Origin of the sequence: Pseudomonas sp. YQ_6 (genome assembly GCF_043103245.1) — a bacterium.
GTDB classification, from domain to species: Bacteria; Pseudomonadota; Gammaproteobacteria; order Pseudomonadales; family Pseudomonadaceae; genus Aquipseudomonas; species Aquipseudomonas alloputida.
The window spans coordinates 1-12,806 of record NZ_JBICJR010000043.1 but is presented as its reverse complement, the minus strand read 5'-3'; the positions used below and the strand labels follow the sequence as shown (position 1 = coordinate 12,806).

The 12,806-nt window shown below is 62.6% G+C and carries 9 protein-coding genes; 2 read left to right on the top strand and 7 right to left on the bottom strand.

Annotation, left to right across the window (positions count from 1 at the left end; all coding sequences use genetic code 11):
* Positions 1-13: 13 nt before the first annotated feature.
* The 6 genes from ACF8FG_RS14030 to ACF8FG_RS14005 form a co-directional block, all read right to left on the bottom strand.
* Positions 14-895 carry an SMP-30/gluconolactonase/LRE family protein gene (locus ACF8FG_RS14030; RefSeq protein ID WP_014589972.1) on the bottom strand — a complete coding sequence of 294 codons (882 nt, stop codon included), beginning with the start codon at positions 893-895 and terminating at the stop codon, positions 14-16.
* A 22-nt stretch (positions 896-917) separates the two neighbouring features.
* Positions 918-1,724 carry an NAD(P)-dependent oxidoreductase gene (locus tag ACF8FG_RS14025; protein WP_014589973.1) on the bottom strand — a complete coding sequence of 269 codons (807 nt, stop codon included), beginning with the start codon at positions 1,722-1,724 and terminating at the stop codon, positions 918-920.
* A gap of 405 nt (positions 1,725-2,129) precedes the next feature.
* The gene (locus ACF8FG_RS14020; RefSeq protein WP_014589974.1) at positions 2,130-3,368 is read right to left on the bottom strand and encodes an OprD family porin; all 1,239 of its coding nucleotides are present in this window, start codon (positions 3,366-3,368) and stop codon (positions 2,130-2,132) included.
* Positions 3,369-4,132: 764 nt separating this feature from the next.
* Positions 4,133-5,383 carry a ribonucleotide-diphosphate reductase subunit beta gene (locus tag ACF8FG_RS14015; RefSeq protein ID WP_003254823.1) on the bottom strand — a complete coding sequence of 417 codons (1,251 nt, stop codon included), beginning with the start codon at positions 5,381-5,383 and terminating at the stop codon, positions 4,133-4,135.
* Between the two features lie 440 nt (positions 5,384-5,823).
* A complete protein-coding gene (locus ACF8FG_RS14010; RefSeq protein ID WP_003254821.1) occupies positions 5,824-5,955 on the bottom strand; it encodes a hypothetical protein in 132 nt (43 codons plus the stop codon).
* Between the two features lie 139 nt (positions 5,956-6,094).
* Entirely contained in the window at positions 6,095-8,974 is a 2,880-nt protein-coding gene (locus ACF8FG_RS14005) for a ribonucleoside-diphosphate reductase subunit alpha (protein WP_014589975.1), read from the bottom strand.
* A 749-nt stretch (positions 8,975-9,723) separates the two neighbouring features.
* Between ACF8FG_RS14005 and ACF8FG_RS14000 the strand changes: the two genes are divergently transcribed.
* A complete protein-coding gene (locus ACF8FG_RS14000; RefSeq protein ID WP_014589977.1) occupies positions 9,724-10,422 on the top strand; it encodes a response regulator transcription factor in 699 nt (232 codons plus the stop codon).
* On the top strand, positions 10,419-12,026 hold the full coding sequence (locus ACF8FG_RS13995; protein WP_019438843.1) for an ATP-binding protein: 1,608 nt from the start codon (positions 10,419-10,421) through the stop codon (positions 12,024-12,026). The genes ACF8FG_RS14000 and ACF8FG_RS13995 overlap by 4 nt, the downstream gene beginning before the upstream one ends.
* A 3-nt stretch (positions 12,027-12,029) precedes the next feature.
* Here the strand turns inward: ACF8FG_RS13995 and ACF8FG_RS13990 are convergent, their stop codons facing one another.
* Positions 12,030-12,731, bottom strand: a complete 702-nt coding sequence (locus tag ACF8FG_RS13990; protein ID WP_019438842.1) for a 4'-phosphopantetheinyl transferase — start codon at positions 12,729-12,731, stop codon at positions 12,030-12,032.
* Between the last annotated feature and the right edge of the window lie 75 nt (positions 12,732-12,806).

Sequence of the window (12,806 nt, the reverse complement as noted above, 5' to 3'; positions counted from 1 at the left end):
GTGGCAAGGGGCGTCAGCCCCGGTAGGCAGGTTCCTCCAGGCCCTTGGTGCCAGGATCGAGAGCAAATACCCCGCCAGCCAGGGGCTGGTCGCTGAGGTCGATGCCCGTGGGGCGGATCGAGGTGACGTACAGAATGTCCAGGCTGGCGCCGCCAAAGGCGCACATTGCCGGCTTTTTCACCGGCACGCTGAGTGATCGGTCGAGGCGACCGTCGGGGGTAAAACGGTGGATCTGCCCGGCGTCGTTGCCGCAGATCCAGTAGCAGCCGTCCTGGTCGATGGCGGCGCCATCCGGGCGGCCGGGGTAATTGCGCATGTCGACGAACAGCTGCTTGCCGTGCGGTGTACCGCTGTCGATGTCGTAGTCGAAAGCCCATACCTTCTGCACGTTGGGGTGCGAGTCGGACAGGTACATGCGCTTGCCGTCGGGGCTGAACGCCAGGCCGTTGGGCACGATCATGCCGTCCTGTTGCAGGTACAGCTGGCCTTCGCCGTCATGCCGGTACAGCGCGCCCACGTGGGCACCTTGCTGCATGTCCAGCAGCATGGTCCCGGCCCAGAAGCGGCCCTGACGGTCGCAGCGGCCATCGTTGAAGCGCATGCCGGCCTGGGCGTGCTGCACGTTGCTGAGCAGCCGACTGTCCAGGCTGCCGTCCGCCTTGGCCTGGAGCTGGAAGATGCCGCTTTCCATACCCGCAACCCAGCCCTGACCGCTGCGGGCGATGCAGGCCAGCATCTCGTCGCCCTGCCAGCACTGGTGTTTGCCATCGGCTGCTTGCCAGCGATGCAATTGGCGAGCGGGAATGTCTACCCAGTACAGGGCCTGTTCACTGGGGTGCCACACAGGGCTTTCGCCGGTACCGTTGCGGGCGTCGACGATCAGTTCGCAGTTCATGGCCGTGCCTCCTGGCGAGGGGTCAGTTGAACGGGCCGGCCACGGCGAAAGCGCCGCCCTGGTAGACCATGCTCGGGTCATCGGCGGCGGGTGCCGGTTGGGCCTCCACGGCAGCGCGGAAGGTTTCGGAGCTGTCCTTGGGTACATAGCCCAGGTGCGCGGCATGGCGGTTGTCCCACCACACGGTGCGATTGTCGGAGGCGCCGTAGACGATGGTGTGGCCAACCCCGGGGGTGAACAGCCCGCGTTCGATCAACTGCACCAGGTCGTCGTAACTGAGCCAGGTGCAGAGCATGCGCAGGTTCTGTGGCTGGGGGAACGACGAGCCGATGCGAATGCTGACGGTCTCGATGCTGTAGCGGTCAAAGTAGAAGCTGGCCACATCTTCGCCGTAGCACTTGGACAGCCCGTAATAGCTGTCGGGACGGCGCGGCGCGTGAGCGTCGATGCGCTCATCCTGGCGATAGAAACCGATGGTGTGGTTGGAGCTGGCGAAGATGATGCGCTTGACCCCGTGCTTGCGCGCCGCCTCGTACACGTGGAACACGCCGCAGATATTGGGGCCGAGAATCTCTTCGAAGGCGTGTTCGGTAGAAACCCCGCCAAAGTGGATGATGGCGTCGACGCCCTCGACCAGGGCATGCACCGCAGCCTTGTCGGCCAGGTCACAGGTGATGACTTCCTCATGCGGGCCAGCAGCAGGCGCCATGGGGCTGATGTCGGAAAGGCGCAGGACCTCGGCGTAGCCTTTCAGGCGTTCGCGAAGGACCTTGCCCAGGCCGCCTGCGGCTCCGGTGAGCAGCAGGCGATTGAAGGGGGTAGTGGTCATGGCCGGCTCTTGTTGTTAGTTGTTGTAGGTTGTCGTATGACTTGAGTGATTATTGGCGGTGGTTCAGTGTGTTGTCAATGAGGCTTGGGCGGCTTTTGCCGGCCTTGTCGCGGGTAAGAAAGGGCGAAAGGCCTGCGCGGTCGCCCGTAGGAGCGGGTTTACCCGCGAAGAGGCCGGTCCTGCTGGCCAATCTCCACCCGCCGTTCACCGTCTCCGCCGCCACCGCATTCGCGGGTAAACCCGCTCCTACACCTGATCAATGGTGGACACAGGTCGGTGGTTGGGCGCAGACCGTCGTGTAGGAGCGGGTTTACCCGCGAAGAGGCCGGCCCTGCTGGCCAATCTCCACCCGCCGCTCACCGTCTCCGCCGCCACCGTATTCGCGGGTAAATCCGCAGGTCATGATCAGAGCAACGACAATGGGTAGTTGAAGATCAACCGGTTCTCATCAAACTCGTTATTGCTGTAATCCCGGCGAATCGACGAGTTACGCCATTTCACGCTCAAATCCTTGAACGCCCCGCTCTGGATCACATACGCAAGCTCCGTTTCACGCACCCACTCCTTGCCATCGGTCACCCCCCCGCTGTGCACATCGCGCCCGCTGATGTAGCGGTTCATCAGGGTCAGCCCCGGTACCCCGACGGTGACGAAGTTGAAGTCATGGCGCACCTGCCACGAACGCTCGTTGGCATTGTCGAAGCTGGAGTTGTAGCTGTCGTTGGCCAAGGTCCCGCCACTGGTGCCGTTCACCCGCATCCAGGTATCACCATCGACTTTCTGCAGCCCCACCCAGAAGGTGCTGCCGCCGTACTTGGCCGAGAACATCCCCGAGTAGGTCTTGTTGTCCAGCTGCCCAGCGCGTTCGGAGCCGTCCTCGTCGCCATGGAAGTAGCCCAGGTTCGCACCCAGGGTCCAGTCACCCACCGGCTGGCTGTGGCTCAGTTGCAGGTATTGCTGCTGGTACACGTCCTTCAGCACCGCATTCCAAAGCCCCACCAGCGTGCGGTCCTGGTTGAACTTGTACTCCCCGCCAACGAAGTTGAAACGGTCCGACACCCCGCCGCCGTAGCTCATGTCTTCCATGCTGGCGTCGTTGCGCGGGCTGTTGCCGCGGAACTGCCCACCGTACAAGGTCAGACCGGCAATCTCGTTGGACGTGACCTGCCCGCCACGGAACGTCTGCGGCAACGAGCGACCGTCATCCGAGCGGAGAATCGGCAGCACCGGCATCCATTCACCGATTTTCAGTTCGGTCTTGGAAATACGCGCCTTGCCCGCCACTGCCAGGCGCCCGTAATCGTCGGCTGGCCGGCCATCGTCATGGCGAGGCAGCAACGCCGTGCCATAGGTGCCGCCACCACCGTCGAGCTTGACCGACCACAGCCCCAGCACATCCACGCCGAAGCCGACTGGCCCTTCTGTGAATCCCGAGCGGGCATCGAGAATGAAGCTTTGCGTCCACTCCTCGGCCTTGCTTTGCGGGTTGCTGGGGTTGGTGAAGTTGCGGTTGATGTAGAAGTTGCGCAGCCCGAGGGTGGCCTTGCTGTCCTCGACAAATCCCGCGGCCAGGCTGGTGCCCGGCAGGCCGGCGATAACCCCGGCGCCAAGCAGGGCGAAGGGTAGGGTGTGGCAGATTTTCATTATTGTTGTGCTCCCTAAGGGTGTGGCAGCCCGTCCACCGGGCACGCGCAAGCGGCCTGCGGCAGGGGCGGGTAGATATCGGGCCGGTCAGGGCCAGAGGTGAATGCGCGGTAACCGGGCGCTACGTACTGGCTGGTGTACGCGAGCTGGCCGGGGGAAGAGGGGTGTGCAACAGGTGCGGGTGCAGCGGGATGGGTGTCGACATGGGTTCGTCCACGGATTGTTGTTTTTGTTATGTGTTGTCGTACAACTGTGGGCGATTATTAGCAAGGGGGAGGAGGGCTGTCAACGGCTGATCGCAGAGCAAATAGGGTACTAGACGCCAAAAACTGAGCGGCAGAGGCTCTACCCTGAACGCGCTGCAGACATACTACAACTGCCTTGCACCATGCCACGCACGTACGGGATCTACTGGTAGGAGCGGGCTTGCCCGCGAACACGGGTAAAGCCCGTGCCATCCACCCCATTGGCTGCCTCGCGCCGCAAACCGGGGACAGGGTTACAAATCAAATCGGAACAGCGGTGGCCCTATCCCCGAGCCTGCGCTATCTTCAGATCTGGCCTCGCCCTTGACCACGTAGACTGGCATGTCCAGTCCCGGCATCCTTGCTGGTGCCGTACCCCTCCTGTCGGCAGGGGCGAGGCCTCTTCATTTGAAGGGAATGTTGCTGTGGTCACTTTTCGTAACTGACGTCAGGACCCTTGGGGAAAATCATAAAAAAAGGCTGCCAATCGGCAGCCTTCTCGATAATCAGCCCGGACAATCAGTCCCAGCTCAGCGCACCACCCGTCTGATACTCAATCACACGCGTCTCAAAGAAGTTCTTCTCTTTCTTCAAGTCCATGATCTCGCTCATCCATGGGAACGGGTTGGTAGTCCCTGGGTACTCTTCCTTCAGGCCGATCTGTGTCAGGCGACGGTTGGCGATGAACTTGAGGTAATCCTCCATCATCGCTGCGTTCATGCCCAATACGCCGCGTGGCATGGTGTCTCGGGCGTATTCGATCTCCAGCTGGGTCCCTTGCAGGATCATCTGGGTCGCTTCTTCCTTCATCGCCGCATCCCACAGGTGCGGGTTCTCGATCTTGATCTGGTTGATAACGTCGATACCGAAGTTCAGGTGCATCGACTCGTCACGCAGGATGTACTGGAACTGCTCGGCCACGCCGGTCATCTTGTTGCGGCGGCCCATGGACAGGATCTGGGTGAAGCCGCAGTAGAAGAAGATGCCTTCCAGGACGCAGTAGTAGGCGATCAGGTTGCGCAGCAGCTCTTTGTCGGTTTCGACGGTGCCGGTGTTGAATTCCGGGTCGGAGATGGCGCGGGTGTACTTCAGGCCCCAGGCGGCTTTCTTGGCGACCGACGGGATCTCGTGGTACATGTTGAAGATCTCGCCTTCATCCATGCCCAGCGACTCGATGCAGTACTGGTAGGCGTGGGTGTGGATCGCCTCTTCGAAGGCCTGGCGCAGGATGTACTGGCGGCACTCCGGGTTGGTGATCAGGCGGTACACGGCCAGAGCCAGGTTGTTGGCAACCAGCGAGTCGGCGGTGGAGAAGAAGCCGAGGTTGCGCATGACGATGCGGCGTTCGTCTTCGGTCAGGCCGTCCTGGCTCTTCCACAGGGCGATGTCGGCGGTCATGTTGACCTCTTGCGGCATCCAGTGGTTGGCGCAGCCGTCCAGGTACTTCTGCCAGGCCCAGTCGTACTTGAACGGTACCAGCTGGTTGAGGTCGGCGCGGCAGTTGATCATGCGCTTTTCATCTACTGCAACGCGGGCCGAGGAGCCTTCCAGCTCGGCCAGGCCTTCGGCAACGTCGAGGGCGTCGAGGGCAGCCTTTGCACGTTTGACGGCTTCGGAGTCAGAAGCGGTGGCCGCACGGGCCTCCAGGGCGGCGGCACCACCGGCGCTGTCGAGCTTGTCGAGGGTGGCGGCGGCAGCGGCCTGCGCAGGGGTGTTGCCTTTGGCGGCTACTTCGCCGTCTTCTTTGTCGAATTCGTCCCAGCTCAGCATGGTTTGGCTCCTGCTTGAGGGTCGCCCTGGGGCAACCGGTTGGATTTTAAGAATGTGATGCCTGACGCAAGGCCGTAACGGCGAATGGACAGCTCGAGAGGCTGACTCTCGTTTACATCTGAATGTGTTCTGGCTTGTACCTGGCCAGGCCTCTGGGAGGGGCCAGGACAATTGAATAGGTGCTCTTTTCAGAGGGCGCAAAGTATACCGGAATTCACCTTCGATCGGGGCTCGTGTGTTGCCGGCGGGGGTAACTTTTTTGACCGGTTTGGCGTGCGTCCGTTCACGAAACGGGTGGCTTCTTCTACGGGGGGAGAGTGTAGCGCCAACCTATATGTTGTGCCAGTTTAAATTTGAGGGCACATCATATGGTGTTTCTTGAGGGCGTGTTGGCGGAGTCGGCCTCACCGCGGGCTTGCCGGCGATGAGGCCAGCCACCACTAGCTCCGGTGGGTGTACAGCGTTTCGACAATGTGTGTCTTGGGGTGCTTGCGTGCCTGTTCCACCGAGGTGAAACGGCCGGTTTCTGCGTTGCGACCAATCTTGCGAGATGCCAGTTTTTTCCGCGCCATGGGCTTACATCCTTTTTTGAGAGGTCCTGCTCTTTTACCGAGCTGCGTGAACAGTGGGCAAAGGGCAAGGTTTCTCTGAGGCGCGGATACAAAAATGCCGCGCGGGGCACCCGTAGGCACCCCGCACGGCATTCAGGCCTTACTGGCAGGCTTCGCAGTCAGGCTCGTCGATCGCGCAGGCCTTTGGCACTGGCGCTGGGCCGGCTGCCTGGACCGGGGCGCTGTCGCCACCGCTGGAAACGGCGTTGAGCTTGCCGGTGTTGATGGTCGACTTCTCGGTGCTGGTCGCGGCCAGGGCACGGAGGTAGTAGGTGGTTTTCAGGCCACGGTACCAGGCCATGCGGTAGGTCACGTCCAGCTTCTTGCCCGATGCACCCGCGATGTACAGGTTCAGCGACTGAGCCTGGTCGATCCACTTCTGGCGACGGGAAGCCGCGTCGACAATCCACTTGGTCTCGACTTCGAACGCAGTGGCGTACAGGTCTTTCAGCTCTTGCGGGATACGCTCGATCTGCTGTACCGAACCGTCGTAGTACTTCAGGTCGTTGATCATGACCGAGTCCCACAGGTCGCGGGCCTTGAGGTCGCGAACCAGGTACGGGTTGATCACGGTGAATTCGCCCGACAGGTTCGACTTCACGTACAGGTTCTGGTAGGTAGGCTCGATCGACTGCGACACGCCGGTGATGTTGGCGATGGTCGCGGTTGGCGCGATGGCCATGATGTTCGAGTTACGAATACCTTTCTGTACGCGGGCACGTACCGGCGCCCAGTCCAGGGTTTCTTCCAGGTTGACGTCGATGTACTTCTGGCCACGGGCCTCGATCAGGATCTGTTGCGAATCCAGCGGCAGGATGCCCTTGGACCATAGCGAACCCTGGAAGGTCTCGTAGGCGCCGCGTTCATCGGCCAGGTCGCAAGAAGCCTGGATGGCGTAGTAGCTGACCGCTTCCATCGACTTGTCGGCAAACTCGACGGCAGCATCGGAGCCGTAAGGAATGTGCTGCAGGTACAGCGCATCCTGGAAGCCCATGATGCCCAGGCCGACCGGACGGTGCTTGAAGTTCGAGTTACGCGCTTGCGGCACCGAGTAGTAGTTGATGTCGATCACGTTGTCGAGCATGCGCACGGCGGTGTTCACGGTGCGTTGCAGCTTGGTGGTGTCCAGCTTGCCGTCGACGATGTGGTTCGGCAGGTTGATCGAGCCCAGGTTGCAGACCGCGATCTCGTCCTTGTTGGTGTTCAAGGTGATTTCGGTGCACAGGTTCGAGCTGTGGACCACGCCCACGTGCTGCTGCGGCGAACGCAGGTTGCACGGGTCCTTGAAGGTCAGCCATGGGTGGCCGGTCTCGAACAGCATCGACAGCATCTTGCGCCACAGGTCTTTGGCCTGGACGGTCTTGAACACCTTGATCTTGTTGTACTCGGTCAGGGCTTCGTAGTACTCGTAGCGCTCTTCGAAGGCCTTGCCGGTCAGGTCGTGCAGGTCTGGCACTTCCGAAGGCGAGAACAGGGTCCACTTGCCGTCATCGAAGACACGCTTCATGAACAGGTCAGGAATCCAGTTGGCGGTGTTCATGTCGTGGGTACGACGGCGGTCATCACCGGTGTTCTTGCGCAGCTCGATGAATTCTTCGATGTCCAGGTGCCAGGTTTCCAGGTAGGCACATACAGCGCCTTTGCGCTTGCCACCCTGGTTCACGGCAACGGCGGTGTCGTTGACCACCTTCAGGAACGGGACGACGCCCTGGGATTTACCGTTGGTGCCCTTGATGTACGAGCCCAGTGCACGGACCGGGGTCCAGTCGTTGCCCAGGCCACCGGCGAATTTCGACAGCATGGCGTTGTCGTGGATCGCGTGGTAGATGCCCGACAGGTCGTCCGGCACGGTGGTCAGGTAGCAGCTGGACAGCTGCGGGCGCAGGGTGCCGGCGTTGAACAGGGTCGGGGTCGAAGCCATGTAGTCGAACGACGACAACAGGTTGTAGAACTCGATCGCACGGGCTTCCTTGTCTTTTTCTTCCAGCGCCAGGCCCATGGCCACACGCATGAAGAACACCTGCGGCAGCTCGAAGCGCACGCCATCCTTGTGGATGAAGTAGCGGTCGTACAGGGTCTGCAGGCCCAGGTAGGTGAACTGCTGGTCGCGCTCGTGGTTGATCGCCTTGCCCAGTTTTTCCAGGTCGAAGTCGGCCAGGGCCGGGTTCAGCAGCTCGAACTCGATACCTTTGGCGACGTAGGCCGGCAGGGCCTTGGCGTACAGGTCAGCCATCTCGTGGTGGGTGGCGCTGTCGGCTACATTCAGGAAGCCCAGGCCTTCGGCGCGCAGGGTGTCCATCAGCAGGCGGGCGGTAACGAACGAGTAGTTCGGCTCGCGCTCCACCAGGGTACGGGCGGTCATTACCAGGGCGGTGTTGACGTCCTTGATGGCCACGCCGTCGTACAGGTTCTTCAGGGTTTCGCGCTGGATCAGGTCGCCATCGACTTCGGCCAGGCCTTCGCAGGCTTCGCTGATGATGGTGTTCAGGCGGGCCATGTCGAGCGGCGCCAGGCTGCCGTCAGCCAGGGTGATGCGGATGCTCGGGTGCGGTTCGACCACGGCGTCGGTGTTGGCGCGGGTGGCACGCTCCTTGGCGCGCTGGTCACGGTAGATCACGTAGTCGCGGGCAACTTTCTGCTCGCCGGCGCGCATCAGGGCCAGTTCGACCTGGTCCTGGATTTCTTCGATGTGGATGGTGCCACCCGATGGCATGCGACGCTTGAACGTGGCGGTAACCTGCTCGGTCAGGCGCGCGACGGTGTCGTGGATGCGCGACGAAGCGGCGGCGGTACCGCCTTCAACTGCGAGGAACGCCTTGGTGATGGCCACGGTGATCTTGTCGTCGGTGTAAGGGACGACAGTGCCGTTGCGCTTGATCACGCGCAGTTGGCCGGGGGCGGTGGCAGCCAGATCCGGGTTGGAATCGGCGGCCTGCGGCACCTGGGCCTGCGGGTTCTCGCGAGTTGTGTCGGTTTGCATGGGTGGGTGTCTCCACAATTTCTATATTGTTCAGGCGCCCTGGGGGCGCCCACCGTTCCGTCCACTTGCTCGATGGCCTCGCGGGGATGCGAAATGCATGCGCATCCGCCCGCGCGGGCGTACCGACTTCGGGACAGACTCAGGAATAAGGGGCAATGGCTTGCCGCTCCCTGGCCGAAGTCAAAGGTTCTGGGCGGAGCCCAAAATCTGTTGCTGATGGATGCCAGGCCTGGCCTGCAACACCCATGCCCGAACAAGGCCCTGGAAGGGCTTGCCTCGGTCGCCTCCGCAGGAGCGGTTTGGCTGCTGAAATCACTTCAAGTTCCGCCCGGAAAATCGCTTGATCTTGCGGGTTGACTTTTGTGTGTGATTTTGCACGAACCCCTATATCTAGTGGTTCGCTGCGATCGGGATACAAGATAATGCGGTATTGGGGGCATTGCAAGGCGATCGCCTGTGGATAACGTGTGCGTACTTTGTGAGTGAATGGTGGGTATTCGCTGTAGGCCTTGTGCCAAGTGGTTTGCAGTATTTTTCTGCACCGTGACGCCCTTGGGCAGTTTTTTTCGGGCGCGAACCCTGTCACAAAAAACGGTTCAGTCGAGGGGGCGGTAGGGCATGTCTGAAGATCTGGGGTGCCTGGTAGATCGAGCGCCGCCCGCGCGGCGCTCGGTCTCGCAGACCCCACCCATCTACATTCATACTCTCAGCTGCCCTGACACGATCCCAAGAACAACAAGGCCAAAGCCATGAACCACCCCATACCCTGCATCCTCATCGTCGAAGACGACCAGCGCCTCGCCGAGCTCACCGCCGAATACCTGCAGGCCAATGGTTTCGAGGTCGCGGTGGAGGCCGATGGCGCCCGTGCCGCGAGGCGCATCATCGACAGCCAGCCCGACCTGGTCATCCTCGACCTGATGCTGCCCGGTGAGGACGGCCTGAGCATCTGCCGCCGAGTGCGCAGCCATTACCAGGGGCCGATCCTCATGCTCACCGCACGCAGCGATGAACTCGACCAGGTTCAGGGCCTGGACCTGGGCGCCGACGACTACGTCTGCAAACCCGTGCGCCCACGCTTGCTGCTGGCACGTATCCAGGCCCTGCTGCGACGCAGCGAAACCGTGGACAGCAAGCGCCAGGACCTGGCCTTCGGTGCGCTGCGTATCGACAACCGACTGCGTGAGGCGCACCTGGGCGAGCAGTTGATCGAGCTGACCGGCGCCGAATTCGACCTGCTTTGGCTGTTGGCCAGCAACGCTGGCCGGGTGCTGACCCGTGAACAGATCTTCACCGCACTGCGTGGCGTGGGCTACGACGGCCAGGACCGCTCCATCGATATCCGCATCTCGAAAATCCGTCCCAAGATCGGCGATGACCCGCTTCAGCCGCGGTTGATCAAGACCCTGCGCAGCAAAGGCTACCTGTTCGTGGGCGAGGCACCATGAACAACTCGATCTTCCTGCGCATCTACGGCGGCATGCTGGCCGTGCTGGTGCTGGTGGCCCTGCTTGGCGTGCTCAGCCTGCACCTGGTCAACGAAGTGCGCGCTGCCCAGCACCGCGAGGGCCTGGCCCAGGGCACCTTCAGCCTGATGGCCGACAACCTGGCAATGCAGAATGAAACCCAACGCAAGCGTTCGCTGCTGATCTGGGAACGCCTGCTTGGCGTGCAGTTGGCGCTGCAGCCGATGAGCGCACGCAGCCTTGACGGTGGCCAGCGGGCGCGCCTGTACCGTGGCCTGGTGGTGGTCGAGAAGATTGGCCCGCATGCGGCGCAAGTGCTACGCAAGGTGGGCCAGGAAGACCTGATGCTGGTCGCGCAGATCAAACAGATCAGCGAGCAGTTGGCGCGGGCCACCCTCTATCTATTGGCCGACGAATTGGTGCGCTACCCGGTAGCCGAACAGCAGCAGCGTCTGGCACAGATCAAGCAGGAAAAAGGCTTCGGCTTTGGCGTTGCCTTGCAACGTATCGAGCGGGTCAGCCTGGACGATGACCAGCGGCGCCGCGTGGAGGAGGGCGACACGGTGATGGCGCTGGGCAAGGATGGTGATTCGATCCGGGTGTTCTCCGGGCTGACGGGCTCGCCATGGGTACTGGAAATCGGCCCGCTGTACCAGCTCAACCCTTACCCGCCGCAGTTGCTGATCCTGATTGCCTTCCTGGGTCTGTGCCTGATTGGCCTGGTGGTCTACCTGCTGGTGCGTCAGCTGGAACGTCGTGTGTCCGGCCTGGAGATTGCTGCCTCGCGCATCGCCCAGGGCAGCCTGGATACCCGCGTGCCGGCCGGCGACGCCGACTCGGTAGGGCGCCTGGCTGCTGCCTTCAATGGCATGGCCGAGCACCTGCAGCGCTCGCTGACCATGCAGCGCGAGCTGGTGCGAGCGGTGTCCCACGAGCTTCGCACGCCGGTGGCGCGCCTGCGCTTTGGCCTGGAGATGATCGAAAGCGCCACGACTGAACAGGTGCGGGCAAAGCACCTGGCGGGCATGGACGGGGATATCCAGGACCTCGACAAGCTGGTCGACGAGATGCTGACCTACGCCCGCCTGGAGCAGGGCGCACCCGCCTTGAAGTTCCAGCGGGTCGATCTGGATGCCTTGCTCGATCGGGTGATCGAAGAGCTGGCACCTTTGCGTGCCGAGGTGCGGGTGGTGCGCGGCGAGTGTCAGGGCGCGGATGCCGAAGGCGCCTGGGTCGAGGCCGAGCCGCGCTACTTGCACCGGGCCCTGCAGAACCTTGTCGGCAATGCCATGCGCCATGCCGAGAGCGAAGTGCGCCTGAGCTATCAGCTGGGCCAGCAACGTTGCCGCATCGATGTGGAGGATGACGGCCCGGGGATCCCCGAGGGCTTCTGGGACCGCATCTTCACGCCCTTCACCCGCCTTGACGACAGCCGCACCCGCGCTTCGGGCGGGCATGGCCTGGGCTTGTCGATCGTACGGCGGATCATCTACTGGCACGCGGGCCGGGCCACGGTGGGCCGCAGCGAGGCGTTGGGCGGTGCCTGCTTCAGCCTGAACTGGCCACGGCAGCAGGCGCCGCTGTAAAGGTCAGACGCTGACCAGGCTCAGTAGGTGGCCGTCCTGCAGGCAGAACTGGCCTTGCAGCTCTGCGCCTTGCTGCCACTGCGGTGACAGGTCGGTGAGCAGGCGCAAGCGCGCCAGCCCTTCCGCGGACCAGTCGAGCACTTCTGCGTGTTCGAAGTAGAAGCGTTGGCGGGTCAGTGGGTACAGGGTCTTGAACAAGCTTTCCTTCAGCGAGAACGTCAGGGTGACCGTTAGCCCAAGCTGGCGGCGGTCCAGGCGTTCGAGCTCTGCCGGGATAAGGATTTCACCCATAAGCCGCTCGGCGCGTTCGTCATCCAGCAAGGCTTCCTGATCCAGCCCCAGGCCTTGGCAACTGCCCTCGGCGGCGACCACGGCGGCGGCCCAGCCCTTGCCATGGGTGATCGAGCCGTGGATGCCCACCGGCCAGATCGGCGAGCGGTCCTCATGGGTGCCGGGGACGTAGTCGCGTCCGTCCAGGCGCTGGAGCGCGGCACGGGCACATACGCGACCGGCCAGGTACTCGGCCTGGCGCTTGGCGACTGAGCGCTGCAGGCTGGCGCTGGGCACGATACCGGCGCGCTGGAAGTCGTCGGTTGCCAGGTGGGCAGGGTCGAAGGCGCAACTGACCAGCACCGCGCCGGGGAGTGGGCGGGGCAGGGGCCAGTGGTGCTGGAGCGGGGCGCAGCAGGCGGGAAGTGTGTTCATGGGGGCTATTGTGCCAGCTGTGCAGGCGCTAAGGGAGGTGGCGTGGAAGCGGGCTTGCCCGCGAAGCCAACACCG

What these genes read in the sequence shown, in the direction of transcription:
- ACF8FG_RS14030 (WP_014589972.1), bottom strand. Translation starts at nt 895, where the DNA reads ATGAACTGCGAACTGATCGTCGACGCCCGCAACGGTACCGGCGAAAGC.
- ACF8FG_RS14025 (WP_014589973.1), bottom strand. Translation starts at nt 1,724, where the DNA reads ATGACCACTACCCCCTTCAATCGCCTGCTGCTCACCGGAGCCGCAGGC.
- ACF8FG_RS14020 (WP_014589974.1), bottom strand. Translation starts at nt 3,368, where the DNA reads ATGAAAATCTGCCACACCCTACCCTTCGCCCTGCTTGGCGCCGGGGTT.
- ACF8FG_RS14015 (WP_003254823.1), bottom strand. Translation starts at nt 5,383, where the DNA reads ATGCTGAGCTGGGACGAATTCGACAAAGAAGACGGCGAAGTAGCCGCC.
- ACF8FG_RS14010 (WP_003254821.1), bottom strand. Translation starts at nt 5,955, where the DNA reads ATGGCGCGGAAAAAACTGGCATCTCGCAAGATTGGTCGCAACGCAGAA.
- ACF8FG_RS14005 (WP_014589975.1), bottom strand. Translation starts at nt 8,974, where the DNA reads ATGCAAACCGACACAACTCGCGAGAACCCGCAGGCCCAGGTGCCGCAG.
- ACF8FG_RS14000 (WP_014589977.1), top strand. Translation starts at nt 9,724, where the DNA reads ATGAACCACCCCATACCCTGCATCCTCATCGTCGAAGACGACCAGCGC.
- ACF8FG_RS13995 (WP_019438843.1), top strand. Translation starts at nt 10,419, where the DNA reads ATGAACAACTCGATCTTCCTGCGCATCTACGGCGGCATGCTGGCCGTG.
- ACF8FG_RS13990 (WP_019438842.1), bottom strand. Translation starts at nt 12,731, where the DNA reads ATGAACACACTTCCCGCCTGCTGCGCCCCGCTCCAGCACCACTGGCCC.